Annotated in this window: 13 protein-coding genes; 7 read left to right on the forward strand and 6 right to left on the reverse strand. The window is 67.5% G+C overall.

Annotation, left to right across the window (positions count from 1 at the left end):
• Positions 1-58 precede the first annotated feature (58 nt).
• On the forward strand, positions 59-1,258 hold the full coding sequence (gene serA / locus J2P76_RS23240) for a phosphoglycerate dehydrogenase (protein ID WP_207410459.1): 1,200 nt from the start codon (positions 59-61) through the stop codon (positions 1,256-1,258).
• A gap of 143 nt (positions 1,259-1,401) precedes the next feature.
• Here serA and J2P76_RS23245 read toward each other — a convergent pair whose 3' ends face one another.
• A complete protein-coding gene (locus tag J2P76_RS23245) occupies positions 1,402-2,283 on the reverse strand; it encodes a LysR substrate-binding domain-containing protein (protein ID WP_207410461.1) in 882 nt (293 codons plus the stop codon).
• 165 nt (positions 2,284-2,448) lie between these two features.
• On the opposite strand from J2P76_RS23245, the gene J2P76_RS23250 reads away from it, so the two are divergent.
• The 4 genes from J2P76_RS23250 to J2P76_RS23265 are packed head-to-tail and all read left to right on the forward strand — an operon-like array spanning position 2,449 to position 5,406.
• Complete coding sequence (locus J2P76_RS23250) at positions 2,449-2,880, forward strand: VOC family protein (RefSeq protein WP_207410463.1); 432 nt, start codon at positions 2,449-2,451, stop codon at positions 2,878-2,880.
• A gap of 24 nt (positions 2,881-2,904) precedes the next feature.
• Positions 2,905-3,630 carry a 5-oxoprolinase subunit PxpB gene (gene pxpB / locus J2P76_RS23255; protein ID WP_207410471.1) on the forward strand — a complete coding sequence of 242 codons (726 nt, stop codon included), beginning with the start codon at positions 2,905-2,907 and terminating at the stop codon, positions 3,628-3,630.
• Entirely contained in the window at positions 3,627-4,628 is a 1,002-nt protein-coding gene (locus tag J2P76_RS23260) for a biotin-dependent carboxyltransferase family protein (RefSeq protein WP_207410472.1), read from the forward strand. Before pxpB ends, J2P76_RS23260 begins: the two co-directional genes overlap by 4 nt.
• A gap of 10 nt (positions 4,629-4,638) precedes the next feature.
• Positions 4,639-5,406 carry a LamB/YcsF family protein gene (locus J2P76_RS23265; protein WP_207410473.1) on the forward strand — a complete coding sequence of 256 codons (768 nt, stop codon included), beginning with the start codon at positions 4,639-4,641 and terminating at the stop codon, positions 5,404-5,406.
• Between the two features lie 130 nt (positions 5,407-5,536).
• Here the strand turns inward: J2P76_RS23265 and J2P76_RS23270 are convergent, their stop codons facing one another.
• Together J2P76_RS23270 and J2P76_RS23275 are read right to left on the reverse strand one after the other, a co-directional pair.
• A complete protein-coding gene (locus J2P76_RS23270; RefSeq protein WP_207410474.1) occupies positions 5,537-9,496 on the reverse strand; it encodes a DUF3683 domain-containing protein in 3,960 nt (1,319 codons plus the stop codon).
• A 79-nt stretch (positions 9,497-9,575) separates the two neighbouring features.
• A complete protein-coding gene (locus tag J2P76_RS23275; RefSeq protein ID WP_207410475.1) occupies positions 9,576-10,139 on the reverse strand; it encodes a YqaA family protein in 564 nt (187 codons plus the stop codon).
• A 672-nt stretch (positions 10,140-10,811) separates the two neighbouring features.
• Here J2P76_RS23275 and ilvA point away from each other — a divergent pair.
• Positions 10,812-12,365, forward strand: a complete 1,554-nt coding sequence (ilvA, locus tag J2P76_RS23280) for a threonine ammonia-lyase, biosynthetic (RefSeq protein ID WP_278253217.1) — start codon at positions 10,812-10,814, stop codon at positions 12,363-12,365.
• A 177-nt stretch (positions 12,366-12,542) separates the two neighbouring features.
• Here the strand turns inward: ilvA and J2P76_RS23285 are convergent, their stop codons facing one another.
• Both J2P76_RS23285 and J2P76_RS23290 read right to left on the reverse strand, forming a co-directional pair.
• Entirely contained in the window at positions 12,543-13,661 is a 1,119-nt protein-coding gene (locus J2P76_RS23285; RefSeq protein ID WP_207410477.1) for a porin, read from the reverse strand.
• Between the two features lie 320 nt (positions 13,662-13,981).
• Complete coding sequence (locus tag J2P76_RS23290; protein WP_207410478.1) at positions 13,982-14,359, reverse strand: DUF4148 domain-containing protein; 378 nt, start codon at positions 14,357-14,359, stop codon at positions 13,982-13,984.
• A 150-nt stretch (positions 14,360-14,509) separates the two neighbouring features.
• On the opposite strand from J2P76_RS23290, the gene J2P76_RS23295 reads away from it, so the two are divergent.
• Positions 14,510-15,427 (forward strand): LysR family transcriptional regulator, encoded by a 918-nt coding sequence (locus J2P76_RS23295; RefSeq protein WP_207410479.1) that lies wholly within the window; start codon positions 14,510-14,512, stop codon positions 15,425-15,427.
• Between the two features lie 21 nt (positions 15,428-15,448).
• Here J2P76_RS23295 and J2P76_RS23300 read toward each other — a convergent pair whose 3' ends face one another.
• Positions 15,449-15,997 carry an adenine phosphoribosyltransferase gene (locus J2P76_RS23300; protein ID WP_207410481.1) on the reverse strand — a complete coding sequence of 183 codons (549 nt, stop codon included), beginning with the start codon at positions 15,995-15,997 and terminating at the stop codon, positions 15,449-15,451.
• Between the last annotated feature and the right edge of the window lie 52 nt (positions 15,998-16,049).

A 16,049-nucleotide genomic window follows, 5' to 3' on the forward strand; every position in this document is an offset into this window, starting at 1 on the left:
GGCAAACTGCGCCACAATAAGGGAAAGATTCCCATTCACTTTCCCTGCTGTCGCACCCATGGCCCAGATTGTCCTGTTCGAGAACATCCACCCCAGCGCGCGCGAAGTTTTCACCGCCGCCGGGTACACCGATATCGCCACGTATGCCGGGGCCCTGCCGCCGGCCGAACTGCATGAAGCCCTGCGCGGCGCGCAGCTGGCGGGCATCCGCTCGCGCACGCACCTCGACGCCGACGCGCTGGCCGCGGCGCCCGACCTGCGCGTGGTGGGCTGCTTTTGCATCGGCACCAATCAGGTCGACCTGAACAACGCCATGCAGCGCGGCGTGCCGGTGTTCAACGCGCCGTTTTCCAACACACGCTCGGTCGCCGAGCTGGTGCTGGGCGAAGCCATCCTGCTGCTGCGCCGCATTCCCGAAAAGAACGCCCGCGTGCACCTGGGCCACTGGGACAAGTCGGCCGCCGGCGCTTTCGAGACGCGCGGCAAGACCCTGGGCATCATCGGCTACGGCAACATCGGCTCGCAGATCAGCACGCTGGCCGAAAGCATCGGCATGCGCGTGGTGTTCTTCGATGTGGAAGCCAAGCTGCCGCTGGGCAACGCCCGCGCGGCCGGCTCGCTGAACGAGCTGCTGGAACAGGCCGACGTGGTTACGCTGCACGTGCCCGGCGGCAAGAGCACCGAGAACATCATCAACGCCGATGCCCTGGCCCGCATGCGGCGCGGCGCCATCCTGATCAACGCCTCGCGCGGCACCGTAGTCGACATCGAAGCGCTGCATGCGGCGCTGGCCTCGGGCCACCTGGCGGGCGCGGCGCTGGACGTGTTTCCCACCGAACCCAAGAGCGTCGATGAACCGCTGGCCAGCCCGCTGATCGGCATGCCCAACGTGCTGCTCACGCCGCACATCGGCGGCAGCACGCAGGAATCACAAGAAAACATCGGCCGCGAAGTGGCCGAGAAACTGGTGCGCTTCCTGCAGGCCGGCACCACCAAAAGCGCCGTCAACTTCCCCGAGCTGCCCTACCTGGAACGGGTGGGCGCGGCCCGCATCCTGCACATGCACCGCAACGCCCCCGGGGCGCTGGGCGCGCTGGACAGCCTGCTGGCCGAACAGGGCCTGAACATCGTCAGCCAGAGCCTGCAGACCCGCGGCCAAATCGGCTATGTGATCACCGATGTGGACGGCCAGGTCAGCGACACCGTCATGGCGGCGCTGCGCAGCCACCCCATCACCGTGCGCTGCGACCTGGCGTAGCGGAACGATGCCAGGCGTCGAGACCTGCCGACCCGGTGTCTGACTCCCGTCAGGGGGTGTCAGACACCGGGCCATTGAGACAGCCTCGGCACACAACGGTGTCAGGCACCTGCGGAGCCTGACACCGGGTCCGCGCGGCGAGCTCAGGCGCCTTCAGCCCCGCGCCCCTGCGCGGCCTGCAGCAGGCATTCGGCCAGGTGCCCCGCCAGCGAGGCGGGATCGTGCGGCAGGCGCGCCACCAGGCCGATGTCGCGGCTGAAGCCGGCTTCGCCCAGGTCGTACAGGCGCAGGCCCGTGGCATCGAACTGCCGGGTGCGCGGCAACAGCGCCACGCCCAGGCCGCGCCTGACCAGGTTGGCGATGGCTTCCATTTCGTCCAGCTCCACGGCCTCGCGCACGGCAATGCGGTGCTTCTTCAGGAACATGTCCACCAAGCGCCCGCCGAAAGACGAGCGGTCGTAGCGAATGAAGGGCTGGCCCGCCAGCAGTTCGCGCCAGGGCTGCGCGGGCAGCCCGGCGGGCGCGGCCAGCAGGACCGGTTCGCGCAGCAACGGCCGCCAGGCCAGTTCGGGCGGCAGCGCGAAAGGCGGGCGGATCAGCACCGCCATGTCGATTTCGCCCGCGTCCACCTGGCCCAGCAGCGACAGCGACACCCCGGGCACCACGCGCACCCGCACGTCGGGAAACGTGTCGCGGAACTGCGCCAGGGCGTCGACCAGCAGGCTCTGCTGCACCGACGCGATGGCCCCTACGCGCAACTGCCCGCTGACATGGCCGGCGCCGGCCGAACTGGCCATGCGCTCGGCCAGCGCCACCAGCTCTTCGGCCTGCGGCAGCATCTCGCGGCCGGCCGCGCTCAGCGCCGCCGACTTGGCGGTGCGTTCGAACAGCGCCACCCCCAGGTAGTCTTCCAGGCGGCGCATCTGCGCGCTGACGGCCGACTGCGTCAGCCCCAGCTGGCGGCCCGCGCCGGTAAAGGTGCCGTCGCGCGCCACGGCGATGAAGGTCTTGAATTCGCGGATCACAATCGATTTTCTTTCTGCTCAGGTCAAAAAAATATCGTTTTTCGATCAAAAAAACAATCGCTAAACTGATAGCCATGCCGTTCCCGCGCTTGCCGGCCGCCGTTGGCCGCCCGGCAGCCCGGGTTTGTCCTTTTTGTTTTAATCTTGCCGAATCCGGAGCCCTGCATGACCGCAACCGCCACCCTGCCCCCATTCCACCTGGCCTTCCCCGTTCGCGACCTGGCCGAAGCCCGCGCGTTCTACGGTGAACTGCTGGGCTGTCCCGAAGGCCGCAGCTCGGCCGAATGGGTCGATTTCAATTTCTACGGCCACCAGATCGTGGCCCACCTGTCGCCCGACGAATGCGGCCACAAGTCCACCAGCTCGGTCGACTCGCACGACGTGCCGGTGCGCCACTTCGGCGCCGTGCTGCCCATGGGCGACTGGGAAGCGCTGGCCAGCAAGCTGACCAAGGCAGGCACCAAGTTCGTCATCGAGCCCTACGTCCGCTTCAAGGGCGAAGTGGGCGAGCAGGCCACCATGTTCTTCCTGGATCCGTCGGGCAATGCGCTGGAATTCAAGTCGTTCAAGAACCTGGATTCGCTGTTTGCCAAGTAAATCCGTCCGGAGGCGGTTGCGCCGTTGAACACTCCCCCGCCCGCTTCCATTCCCCCTGCCTGGCGCATCCAGCCGCAGGGCGACCGCTGCCTGCTGGTTTATTTCGGCGACAGCATCGATATCGACACCGGCCGCCTGTGCCTGGCCGCGGCGCGCATGCTGCGCCAGGCCGGGCTGCCCGGAGTCATCGACGTGGTGCCCTCGTTCGTCGCCGTAGCCGTGCACTACCGGCCGGCCGGCAGCCAGGGGCCCCGCTATCCGCAACTGGCCGGGCAGGTCGAGCGCATACTGGCCCAGGGCGTCACGGCTGACGCGCAGGCGGGCCGCCGGATCGACATACCGGTCTGTTATGGCGGCGAATACGGCCCCGACCTGGACGACGTGGCGCGCCACGCGGGTATTTCCGCCGACGAGGTCGTCGGCCTGCATGCCGGCTCCGACAACCTGGTGTTCATGCTGGGCTTCGCCCCCGGCGCGCCCTACCTGGGCGTGCACGACGCGCGGCTGGACATTCCGCGGCGGGCCTCGCCGCGCACGGCCGTGCCGGCCGGCTCGGTGGCCGTGGCCAACCGCCAGAGCGTGCTGTACCCCAGCCAGCTGCCGGGCGGCTGGAACATCATCGGCGCCACGCCGGTGGCGCTGTTCGACCCCGCGCGCGATCCGGCCGCGCTGCTGCAACCCGGCGACAGGGTGCGCTTCGTGCCCATTGCTGCGGCCGAGTTCAAGCGCCTGCGCGTGGCCGCGCAATGAGCATCACCGTACTCAGGCCCGGACTGCTGTCCAGCTTCCAGGACACCGGCCGCACCGGCAGCCAGCACCTGGGGGTCCCCGTGTGCGGCGCCATGGATGCCCGCGCCCACCGCCTGGCCAACCTGCTGGCCGGCAACGAAGCCGACCACGCCACCCTGGAAATCACTCTGGCCGGCCCAACCCTGCGGTTCGAGGCGCCCGCCTGTTTCGCCATAGGCGGGGCCGACCTGCAGGCTACCCTGAACGGCGCCGCGGCGCCCTGCCACCGGCCGCTGGTGGCGCGCGCCGGCGACGTGCTGGCATTCGGCGCGGCGCGGCCCGACGGCGGCATCCGCGCCTACCTGGCCGTGCACGGCGGCTACGCGCTCGCGCCGGTCATGGGCAGCACCAGCACCTACCTGCGCGGCGGCTTCGGCGGCCACGCGGGCCGCGCGCTGGCCCGCGGCGATTCGATCGGCCTCGCGGCCGCGCTGCCCGGCCAGCCGGCCGCGCTGGAGCGCCTGGCCCAGGCTCTGTGGCAGCAGCGCATCTATCTGCCGGCCACGCTGGCCGCGCACCCGCGCCGCCACCTGCGCGTGCTGCCGGGCATACACTGGGACGAGTTCGACGCCGACTCGCACGGCCACTTGCTGCATGCCGAATTCCGCATCAGCGCCCAGTCCGACCGCATGGGCTACCGGCTGGACGGCCCGCCCTTGTCGATGACGGCCCCGCGCCAGATCCTGTCCGAAGCGGCCAGCTATGGCACCATGCAGGTGCCCGCGGGCGGCCAGGCCATCGTGCTGATGGCCGACCGCCAGACCACCGGCGGCTACCCCAAGCTGGCCCAGGTCATCTCGGCCGACCTGCCGGCCCTGGCCCAGCGCGGGCCAGGCCAGGCGCTGCGGTTCGCCCGCATCGAACTGGACGAGGCGCAGCAGCTCGATGGCGAACGCGAAGACGCGTTCGCCCAATTGCAGGACGCGCTGGCCCCGCTGCGCGCCCTGCTCTTCACTTGAGGACACCCGCATGAGTTCCGCCATCGACCTGAATTGCGACATGGGCGAAAGCTATGGCGCCTGGCACATGGGCAATGACGAAGCCGTGCTGCAGCTCGTCAGTTCGGCCAACATCGCCTGTGGCTTCCACGGCGGCGACCCCTCCACCATGCGCAAGACGGTGGCGGCGGCCGTCGCAAAGCAGGTCGCGGTGGGCGCCCACCCCGGCCTGCCCGACCTGGTCGGCTTCGGCCGGCGCATAATGCAGATCACGCCGCAAGAAGCCTACGACATGGTGGTGGTGCAAGTGGGCGCGCTGGCGGCGGTGGCCGCCACGCAAGGCGCGCGCCTGCACCACGTGAAGGCCCACGGCGCCCTGTACAACATGGCCGCCAAAGACGCCGCGCTGGCGCAGGCCATCTGCCGCGCCGTGCGCGACGTCGATGCCGGCCTGGTGCTGTACGGCCTGGCGGGCAGCCAGCTGGTCAAAGCCGCGCAGGACCTCGGCCTGCGCGCCGCCCACGAAGTATTCGCCGACCGCTCTTACCAGGACGACGGCTCGCTGACCCCGCGCAGCCAGCCCGGCGCCATGATCGAAGACGTCGAGACCTCGGTGGCGCAGGTGCTGCGCATGGTGCGCGAAGGCGTGGTGCGTTCGGTAAGCGGGCGCGACGTGCCGGTGCAGGCCGACACCTTGTGCGTGCACGGCGACCAGCCCAACGCCGTGGCATTCGCCCGCGCGCTGGGCGACGCGCTGCGCGCGGCGGGCATCGAAGTGCGGGCGGCGCCGCAGGATTGAAGCGGCCGGCGGTATCCGGCAGGTGTGTGCCCGCAGGTGTCTGACTCCCGAAGGGTGTCAGACACCGCAAACCTGAGACGGCCCCGGCACACAGCGGTATCAGGCACCTGCGGAGCCTGACACCAGGAAGCTACACCAGCACCCGCTCGATCCCGCCCGAGTTGGCGCGCCGCACGTACTCTTCCATCCACTGCTCGCCCAGGATGTGGCGCGCCATTTCCACCACGATGTAGTCGGCTTCCATGGCGGTGTCGCCCTCGTAGCGCGTCAGGCCCTGCAGGCATGACGGGCACGAGGTCAGCACCTTGACGTCGCCCGCGTAGCCGTCCTGCCGCAAGGCGGCCTGGTTTTTCTGCAGTTCTTCCTGCTTGCGGAAACGCACCTGCGTGGACACGTCGGGGCGGCTGACGGCCAGCGTGCCCGACTCGCCGCAGCAGCGGTCGGTCTTGATGGCGCCGTCGCCCACCAGCGAACGCACGGTCTTCATCGGATCCTGCAGCTTCATGGGCGTGTGGCAGGGGTCGTGGTACATGTAGCGCACGCCCTTGGCCCCCTCCAGTTTGATGCCTTTTTCGAGCAGGTACTCGTGGATGTCGATCAGGCGGCAGCCGGGGAAGATCTTGTCGAACTCGTAGCCGGCCAGCTGGTCGTAGCAGGTGCCGCAGCTGACCACCACCGTCTTGATGTCCAGGTAGTTCAGGGTATTGGCCACCCGGTGGAACAGCACGCGGTTGTCGGTGATGATCTGCTCGGCCTTGTCGTTCATGCCGTTGCCGCGCTGCGGGTAGCCGCAGCACAGGTAGCCCGGCGGCAGCACCGTCTGCACGCCCGCGTGCCACAGCATGGCCTGGGTGGCCAGGCCCACTTGCGAGAACAGCCTTTCCGACCCGCAGCCCGGAAAATAGAACACCGCCTCGGTGTCGGCCGTGGTGGCCTTCGGGTCGCGGATGATGGGTACGTAGTCGGCGTCTTCGATGTCCAGCAGCTTGCGGGCGCTTTGCTTGGGCAGGCCGCCGGGCATTTTCTTGTTGACGAAGTGCACCACCTGCTCGCGCAGCGGCGGCTTGCCCACCGTGGCCGGCGGGTGCGCGGTCTGCTTGCGCGCGAACCGGGACAGCACGTCGTTGGCCAGGCGCTGCGCCTTGTAGCCCACCCCCACCATGGCCTTGCGGGTGGCGTTGATGGTGGCCGGGTCTTTGGCGTTCAGGAAGAACATGGCCGCCGACGTGCCGGGGTTGAACGACTTGCGCCCCATGCGGCGCAGCAGCGCGCGCATGTTCATCGACACATCGCCGAAATCGATGTCCACCGGGCACGGGTTGTAGCACTTGTGGCATACCGTGCAGTGATCGGCGACGTCTTCGAATTCTTCCCAGTGCTTCAGGCTGACGCCGCGGCGGGTCTGCTCTTCGTACAGAAAGGCCTCGACCAGCAGCGAAGTGGCCAGGATCTTGTTGCGCGGCGAATACAGCAGATTGGCGCGCGGCACGTGCGTGGCGCACACCGGCTTGCACTTGCCGCAGCGCAGGCAGTCTTTGATGGACTCGGAAATGGCGCCGATGTCGCTTTGCTGCATGATCAGCGACTCATGGCCCATCAGGTTGAAGCTGGGCGTCCAGGCGTGGCGCAGGTCGGCGCCGGGCATCAGCTTGCCGGCGTTGAAGTGCCCGCGCGGATCGACGCGCCGCTTGTATTCCTGGAAAGGCGCCAGCTCGGCATCGGTCAGGAACTCGTACTTGGTCAGGCCGATGCCGTGCTCGCCCGAGATCACCCCGTCGAGGTCGCGCGCGATCTGCATGATGCGGGCCACCGCCTGGTGCGCCTCGGTCAGCATTTCGTAGTCGTCGGAGTTGACCGGGATGTTGGTGTGCACGTTGCCGTCGCCGGCATGCATGTGCAGCGCCACGAACACGCGGCTTTTCAGCACGCGCGCGTGGATGGCCTTGAACTCTTCGAGAACGTGCTTGCCCGTGGCGCCCGAGAAGATGCCCTGCATGGACGCCAGCACCTCGGTCTTCCAGGACACGCGCACGGTGCGGTCCTGCAGCACGTTGAACAGGGTGGCCTGCGGCTGGGCGGCCACGCGGTCCGACAGCGTGCCCTGCAGCGGCGTCATGCCCAGGCCGGGCAGGTCGGGCAGCGCCTGCCGCACCGGCAGGTCCAGGTTGTCGAGCAGCCACTGCCAGCGCTTGCGCACCAGGGCCAGCACGTCGACGGCCTGGCGGGTGCGTTCGACCAGCGCCTCGGCGCGCGTGATCTCGTCTTCGGCGTCTTCGGCCTTGCCCACCGGCAGCGGCCCCGCCAGGTACGCGTCCAGCGCGTCGAGCAGCTTGAGCTTGTTGCGGGTGGACAGCTCGATGTTGATGCGCTCGATGTGGTCGGTGTATTCGCCCATGCGCGACAGCGGAATCACCACGTCTTCGTTGATCTTGAAGGCGTTGGTGTGCCGGGCGATGGCCGCGGTGCGCGAGCGGTCGAGCCAGAATTTCTTGCGCGCTTCGGCGCTGACGGCCACGAAGCCCTCGCCGTGCCGCGTGTTGGCCAGCCGCACCACCTCGCTGGCGGCGGCCGCCACGGCGTCTTCGTCGTCGCCGACGATGTCGCCGATCAGCACCATCTTGGGCAGCGTGCCGCGCTTGCTCTTGGTGGCGTAGCCCACCGCGCGCAGGTAGCGCTCGTCCAGGTGCTCGAGCCCGGCCAGGATGGCGCCGCGCGCCCGGCCCTCGCCGTCCAGGTAGCCCTTGACCTCGACGATCGACGGAATGGCATCGCGCGCCTGGCCGAAGAATTCCATGCACACCGTGCGCGTGTGGCGCGGCATGCGGTGCAACACCCAGCGGGCCGAGGTGATCAGGCCGTCGCAGCCTTCTTTCTGCACGCCGGGCAGGCCGGCCAGGAACTTGTCGGTAACGTCCTTGCCCAGCCCTTCTTTGCGGAACACGCGGCCGGCGATCTCGAGCTGTTCGGTTTTCAGCAGCTTTTCGCCGGGCTGCGCGGTGCCGTCGAACCATTTCAGCTCGAAGCGCGCCACGTCCACGTCGTGGATCTTGCCCAGGTTGTGTTCCAGGCGCGTCACTTCCAGCCAGTTGCCGTCGGGGTCGACCATGCGCCACCAGGCCAGGTTGTCGAGCGCGGTGCCCCACAGCACGGCTTTCTTGCCGCCGGCGTTCATGGCGATGTTGCCGCCCACGCAGGAGGCTTCAGCCGAAGTCGGGTCCACGGCGAACACGAAGCCGGCCTGCTCGGCGGCCTCGGCCACCCGCTTGGTGACCACCCCGGCGCCGGCATGGATGACGGCGGCCGGCTCGGCCAGCCCGGGCAAAATACAGGACTCGACCGGCCCCAGGCTGTCGAACTTCTCGGTGTTGATGACCGCCGACTTCCAGGTCAGCGGGATGGCGCCGCCCGTATAGCCGGTGCCGCCGCCGCGCGGCACGATGGTCAGGCCCAGCTCGATACAGGCGCGCACCAGGGCGGCGGTCTCGGCCTCGTTGTCGGGCGTCAGCACCACGAACGGGTATTCCACGCGCCAGTCGGTGGCGTCGGTAACGTGCGACACCCGCGACAGGCCGTCGAACTTGATGTTGTCGCGCGCGGTGATGCGGCCCAGCACTTTCTGGGCCTGCTTGCGCAGGTGCCCGGTCTGGTCGAACTCGCTTTCGAAGGCCGCCACGGCCGAACGCGCGCGCGCCAGCAGTTCCACCACCTTGGCGTCGCGCTGCGGGTCATGGCCATCGGGGGTGGGTGAATCCGGGTCGCGGCGCTTGTCGATCTCACCCAGGCGATGGTGCAGCGCCCCCACCAGCAGCTTGCGCCGCTTGGGGTTGTCGAGCAGGTCGTCCTGCAGGTAGGGGTTGCGGCGCACCACCCAGATGTCGCCCAGCACTTCATAAAGCATGCGGGCCGAACGGCCGGTGCGGCGCTCGCCGCGCAAATCGGACAACCACTGCCAGGCATCGTCGCCCAGCAGGCGCCCGACGATTTCGCGATCGGAGAACGACGTGTAGTTGTACGGAATTTCGCGCAAACGCGCGGTAGCTGCAGGCGGAATCGCCGCGGACAGAATTTGGCTGGCGAGGGGGGCGTTCATGGACAACCGGGGAATAGGCCCTTAAAGAATCATTTTATGACATTGTGCGGGCCGGCCGCCGGCCCCCTTCCCGCCCGGCTCAGACGGGCTGGGGAAAGAACCACAGCAGGCCGGCGGTCATGACCGTGTAACGGGCGAATTTGCCGATGGCCATGTACAGCACGCAGGGCCAGAAGGCCAGGCGCAGCCAGCCGGCCACCGCGCACAGGGGATCGCCCACGGCGGGCAGCCAGGACAACAGCAGCGCCGGCGGCCCCATGCGATGCAGCCAGTCGTGGGCGCGCAGGTGCCAGCGGCCCCGCATGCGGTCGGCCGGCCCGCCGGGACGCCCGGACGGGTGTTCCGCCCCGGCATCGGCCGGATGCGGGTGCTTTTCGCGCCAGCGCTCAAGCGCCCGGTGGGCGCCCAGGCCCATGGCGTAGCTGATGGCGCCGCCCACGGTATTGCCCGCCGTGGCCACCAGCACCGCCGGCCAGAACATGTCGGGCGCCAGCTTCACAAAACCGAACACCGCCGGCTCGGAACCCAGCGGCAGCAGAGTCGCCGAGACCACGCTGACCAGGAAAATGGCCGGCAACCCGATTTCGGGCAGGGCCACCAGCGCCAGCAGCCAGTGGACAGCGTTCAGCAGGCTTTGTTCCATGATGGGCGGCAGTTTAGCTGGTTCCGGGCGGGGGTCGGGTTGTGCGATGGGTCGTCTTTCTTCTGGCGTCGCGGCGTGGGGGCGCGAGCGCCTTGGCTTCACGGTGCCGTCCGGGCGCCCCGCGCGCCCGGGCCCGGCCCCGAGGCGCCGCGGCACTCGCGCCCCCACGCCACGACTCGCAGTAAAGGATGATCGGGGCGTCGCTGGGGCGATCTGGTTCTTGCATTTTTGGGCCGCCGGGCGGGGAAGGGAAAAAAAACTTGTGGGGCCGGCATTCGCGGCCGCCCAGCGCGGCCGCGAATGCCATTCAGAGCGCGGAAGGCCAAGGCTGCTGTTCAGTGGCATATCTGGTGTCTGACTCCCGCCAGGGTGTCAGACACCGCCTCGCGCCACGGCCGTCTCCGTCATACGGTGTCAGGCACCCTTCGGGAGCCTGACACCTTGTATTGGCACGCATGCTGCCATTTGAATGGCGCGCGGCGCCGCGCAGGGCGGCGTCGCGCGCCGGCCCCACAAGTTTTTTCCCCTTCCCCACCCGGCGGCCCAAAAATGCAAGAACCCTGCCCTTCCCAGCGATATGGCGAACAGGATCCGCCGCGAGTCGCGGTGGGTAGGCGCAAGAACGACTGCTCGCACACAACGCAAGAAGCATAAAAGGCCCCGTGTGATATTCTGCCTGACGCCTTTTTCCCCTCTGTCACCGCTCTTTGCGTCGCCATGTCCGCCGATTATCTGAAACGCATCCTGACCTCCAAGGTCTACGACGTCGCCGTCGAATCCCCTCTCGAATCCGCTCCCCTGCTGTCCCAGCGAATTTCGAACACGGTGCTGCTCAAGCGTGAAGATACCCAGGCGGTGTTCAGCTTCAAGCTGCGCGGGGCGTACAACAAGATGGCCAACCTGGCGCCGGCGGCGCGCAGCCGCGGGGTCATTGCCGCCTCGGCCGGCAACCATGCCCAGGGCGTGGCGCTGGCGGCGGCCCGGCTGGGCTGCCGGGCGGTCATCGTCATGCCCACCACCAGCCCGCAGGTCAAGATCGACGCGGTGCGCCGGCTGGGCGGCGAAGTGGTGCTGGCCGGCGAAAGCTTCTCGGATGCCTACGCGCATGCCCAGACGCTCGAAAAGAAAGAAAAGCTCACCTTCGTGCACCCCTTCGACGATCCCGACGTGATCGCCGGCCAGGGCACGGTGGGCATGGAAATCCTGCGCCAGCACCCGGGCCCCATCGACGCCATCTTCGTCGCCATCGGCGGCGGCGGGCTGGTGTCGGGGGTGGCGGCCTACGTGAAGCAGCTGCGGCCTGAAATCAAGATCATCGGCGTGCAGACCGAAGATTCCGACGCCATGCTGCGCAGCGTGCGCGCCGGACGCCGTGTGCAGCTCAACGACGTGGGCCTGTTCTCCGACGGCACCGCCGTCAAGATGGTGGGCGCCGAGACCTTCCGCCTGACACGCCAGTATGTCGACGATTTCGTGGTGGTCGATACCGACGCCATCTGCGCCGCCATCAAAGATGTCTTCCAGGACACCCGCAGCGTGCTCGAACCCGCCGGCGCCATGGCGGTGGCGGCGGCCAAGCAATATGCGGCCCAGCACAAGCTCAAGGGCAAGACCCTGGTCGCCATCGCCTGCGGCGCCAACATGAACTTCGACCGCCTGCGCTTCGTGGCCGAGCGCGCCGAAGTCGGCGAAATGCGCGAAGCGGTGTTCGCCGTCACCATGCCCGAACAGCGCGGCAGCTTCCGCCGCTTCTGCGAACTGGTTGGCCACCGCAGCGTCACGGAATTCAACTACCGCATTTCCGATGCCCAGCGCGCCCATGTGTTCGTGGGGGTGCAGGTCAACTCACCGGCCGAGTCCGACAAAATCGCGGCCAATTTCCGCCGCAACGGCTTCGACACGCTCGACCTCACCCATGACGAAATGGCCAAGACCCACTTGCGCCACATGGTGGGCGGCCGTTCGGCCCTGGCCAGCCACGAACTGCTGTACCGCTTCGAATTCCCCGAGCGCCCGGGCGCGCTGATGCGCTTCCTGAACGCCATGAACCCCGACTGGAACATCAGCCTGTTCCACTACCGCAACCAGGGGGCCGACTACGGCCGCATCCTGATCGGCATCCAGGTGCCGCCGTCGGACAAGAAACTGTTCAAGACCTTCGTGGCCGAACTGGGCTATCCGCACTGGAACGAAACCGACAACCCGGCCTACCGGCTGTTCTTGTAGGCGTCCGGTTTCCGCGGGCCCTTTTGCCTGCCGTAAAAAGTGGAAGGGCCCCGCAAGGGGCCCTTCCTTTCCAGCCACGCGTACGTCCGGCGCAAACCTTCGCGGGGTCAGTTGTCACTCGACGGGTAGCGGAGACAACCCGTGCATTCGGCAACCCGCGCCGGACGTACGACGCGCTTAGAACCGGTGGCGCAAGCCGACCGCCACAGCGGTGCTGCGCTGGTCTTCCTGGAATGCCCAGTTGTCGCCGTACGAGCCCATCGCGTACAGGTTGGTACGCTTGCTCAGGTCGTAGGTGTAACCCAGGCTGAACGTGTTGCTCGTGGCGTCGTCGCCAGCCAGACGGCTGTTGTTGACGTCGGCACGCTGCCAGGAAGCCCAGATGTTGCTGGCGCCGCCGATCGGGGCGCTGATGCCCAGCAGGTACGAATTGACGCGCGAGCCGTCAGCCAGTTTCCAGCTGCCCAGACCCGTGCCGTCGACGTCTTCCAGGCCATCGATGTTGGTGCCGACGAACCAGCCGTCAAACGTCTGGCCGAACGCGGCCGAGACCTTGACCACTTCGAAGTCGTAGGCAGCGCCGATGATGTACGACTGAACGTTGTCGGTGTCGTATTGGCCTTTGGTACGGCTGCTGTCCGGACGGAAATTGTCGTACGACAGGGCCACATCCAGCGGGCCATTTTGGTAGCGGCCGCCAACCGTCAGAACACGGTTGTTGTTGTTGGTGCGGAAGCCGCCACCGGTGGCGGTGGTGTCGTCAGCATTGAACGAGTAGCCGACGCCGAACTTGAAGCCCGAGAACGACGGGGTTTGGTACAGCACCATGTTGTCCAGACGGACGGTGTTGGCCGAGCTGAACGACGTGCCCATAGTGGCCTGGTCGTAGCTGATGCCCGAAGGGTCGATGCCGGCGAAGTACTTGGAGGCCAGGTTGGTTTGACGGCCGAAGTCCAGTCGGCCCCAGCTGTCGCTTTGCAGGCCAACGGTGGCTTGACGGCCAAACAGGCGGCCGCCTTGCGAGGACTCACCGTTGTTGGGCGAGAAACCGCCTTCCAGGGTGAAGACAGCCTTCAGGCCATCGCCCAGGTCTTCAGTGCCGCGCAGACCGAAACGCGAGCCGCTGTTCACGCCGTCGACAGCGCCGATACGGCTGGCTTTGTCGCCATTGGAGCCCTTGACTTGGTTGTAACCGATACCTGCGTCAATCAGCCCGTACAGCGTAACCGAGGTCTCGGCTTGGGCCACGCCTGCAAAGCCGGCAGCCAGCGCGACGGCCAGTAGCGTTTTTTTCATGATGAGTTTTCCTAAAGCAGAGTGACAGGAAAGGCCATGCGCTACCTGGCTGGCCCGAGGCGAGGCCGGACGGCGCATGCACAGGTAAAAGTATCTTTCCAAGCGCAATAGGGATTAACCACGAATTTGGAGAGTTGTTTTTCAAAAATGAAGGTAAAGCCTTGCACCTCGGCCCTTGGTGTTCGCGCCGCCCAGGCGCGACGCGGATTTCCGCCGGGCCGCGCACGGCCGGCGCCGCCGCTGGCGACTTGCCCGCCATCAACGTCGACGTTGCAATTCAACAACGCTTATAGGAATCCGGCGCGCCGGCCCCGACAGGTTCAGCGACCGTCGGGCGGGTAGTCGAGGTCGCCGAAGCTGACTTCGCCGGCGGCCTTGGCGGCCGCCAGTTCGGCGCGCACTTCGGCGCGCGTCTTGTGGGTGGCGGGAGGCTGTTCGGGCGGATAATCCAGCTCGCCCGAACTGAGCTCGCCGGCCGCGCGGGCCTGGTCGAGTTCGGCGCGCACCTGCGCGCGAGTCTTGTGCGTGGCCGCCGGCCGGGCCGGCGGGTAGTCCAGTTCGCCGAACGACACTTCGCCGGCCTGCTTGGCGGCGGCGAGTTCGGCGCGCACCTGGGCGCGGGTTTTACCTTCGGCGTGAGCGGACATTCCTGTCACCGTGAGGGTTGCGGCCATCGGGGCGGCCGGCAGCGCTTTCATGATACTGCCCCTTGGATGCACCCGGCGCCGTCCGTTTGGCGAACTCCGGCATGCGGCGCTGGAACAGACTTTTCCATTTTTGGCGAACAATATCTTCCTCGTGATGAGATATCTTCTCCATCAGACAGACGAATCGCCCCCGAATCCCCCATGGACATCCAGCTCAACGACATCGCGCTCTTTGTCGAAGTCGCCAAGCGCAAGAACTTCAGCCACGCGGCCGAAGCCCTGAACATGCCCGCCTCGACCCTGTCGCGGCGCGTCAGCGAGCTTGAGCAGAACATCGGCATGAAGCTGCTGAACCGCAGCACCCGGCGCATCGAGCTCACCGAAGCCGGCCTGATGTATTTCGAGCGATGCCGCCCCATTGTCGAAGAGGCCCGGGTGGCGCATGACCAGCTGCTGGACATGGCCGCCCAGCCCAAGGGCCGCCTGCGCGTATCCATGCCGTCGAGCCTGGCGCAGCTGTTCCTGCCGGCCGTGATCCAGGAGTTCCGCGCGCAGCACCCCGATATCGAGTGCGACTTCGACCTTAACATGCAGCACATCGACCCCATCAGCAACCCGTTCGACCTGGTGCTGCGCTTTGGCCGCCAGCCGGACTCCAGCCTGGTGGCGCGCCAGATCATGCTGATGGAACACCGCCTGTATGCCTCGCCGCAGTACCTGGCGCTGCATGGCGTGCCCCGCGTGCCCTCCGACCTGGGCCATCACGAATGCCTGCGTCCGGCCATGAGCGAGGCGTTTTCGTACTGGGTGCTGCACTCGGGCGAAAAAATCGAGCGCGTCTCGGTGTCGGGCCGCCTGGCGGCCAACAACGTCGGCATTCTGTCGCGTCTGGCCAGCCAGGGCCTGGGCATTGCGCCGCTGCTGGTATTCGACACGATCGGCCAGCCGATCCGCAGCAAGGGGCTGGTGCCGGTGCTGCCCGACTGGAGCCTGACGCCCATTCCGCTGTTTGCGCTGATGCCGTCGCGCACCATTCCCGCCAAGACGCGGGCCTTTCTCGATTTCATCCAGCCGCGGCTGACCGAGCCCGGCTCGTGGGCCATGAGCGAAGCCGCCTAGGCGCGGCTGGCGGTACGCGGACTATTCGGCGCTGTCGTAGCTGCACACCGTGAACAGCGGCGTGCCGGTGGTGGCGACTTTGCCCGAACCGCCCAGCTCGGGCAGGTCGATGATGGCGGCGGCTTCCACCACGTTGGCACCCAGCCGCTGCAGCAGCTTGATGGCGGCCAGCATGGTGCCGCCAGTGGCGATCAGGTCGTCGACCAGCAGCACGCGCTGGCCGGTGCGCACCGAGTCGGTGTGCATTTCCACGGACGAATTGCCGTATTCCAGGGTGTAGGACTCGGCCACGGTGCGGTACGGCAGCTTGCCCTGCTTGCGCACCGGCACGAAACCCAGGTTCAGCTCATAGGCCAGCACGCTGCCGATGATGAAGCCGCGCGCGTCCACGCCGGCCACCAGGTCGAGGCGCTGGCGCATATAGCGGTAGACGAACAGGTCGATCAGGACGCGGAAGGTGCGCGGGTCTTGCAGCAGCGGGGTGATGTCGCGGAACACCACGCCGGGGCGGGGCCAGTCGGGGACGCTGCGGATGGTGCGCCGGATGAGTTCGGCGGTGTCGGTCTGCATGGGCACGCCCCGGGAAGAATAAAGCAAGGCGAACTATAACCGTGCGATGGCG

Origin of the sequence: Bordetella petrii (genome assembly GCF_017356245.1) — a bacterium.
Lineage (GTDB): Bacteria > Pseudomonadota > Gammaproteobacteria > Burkholderiales > Burkholderiaceae_B > Bordetella_A > Bordetella_A petrii_D.

Excerpts from the sequence above, each read along its gene's own strand:
- J2P76_RS23265 (WP_207410473.1), top strand. The coding sequence starts at position 4,639 with ATGAGTTCCGCCATCGACCTGAATTGCGACATGGGCGAAAGCTATGGC.
- J2P76_RS23285 (WP_207410477.1), bottom strand. The coding sequence starts at position 13,661 with ATGAAAAAAACGCTACTGGCCGTCGCGCTGGCTGCCGGCTTTGCAGGC.
- J2P76_RS23290 (WP_207410478.1), bottom strand. The coding sequence starts at position 14,359 with ATGAAAGCGCTGCCGGCCGCCCCGATGGCCGCAACCCTCACGGTGACA.
- J2P76_RS23295 (WP_207410479.1), top strand. The coding sequence starts at position 14,510 with ATGGACATCCAGCTCAACGACATCGCGCTCTTTGTCGAAGTCGCCAAG.
- J2P76_RS23275 (WP_207410475.1), bottom strand. The coding sequence starts at position 10,139 with ATGGAACAAAGCCTGCTGAACGCTGTCCACTGGCTGCTGGCGCTGGTG.
- J2P76_RS23270 (WP_207410474.1), bottom strand. The coding sequence starts at position 9,496 with ATGAACGCCCCCCTCGCCAGCCAAATTCTGTCCGCGGCGATTCCGCCT.
- J2P76_RS23300 (WP_207410481.1), bottom strand. The coding sequence starts at position 15,997 with ATGCAGACCGACACCGCCGAACTCATCCGGCGCACCATCCGCAGCGTC.
- serA (WP_207410459.1), top strand. The coding sequence starts at position 59 with ATGGCCCAGATTGTCCTGTTCGAGAACATCCACCCCAGCGCGCGCGAA.
- J2P76_RS23250 (WP_207410463.1), top strand. The coding sequence starts at position 2,449 with ATGACCGCAACCGCCACCCTGCCCCCATTCCACCTGGCCTTCCCCGTT.
- J2P76_RS23260 (WP_207410472.1), top strand. The coding sequence starts at position 3,627 with ATGAGCATCACCGTACTCAGGCCCGGACTGCTGTCCAGCTTCCAGGAC.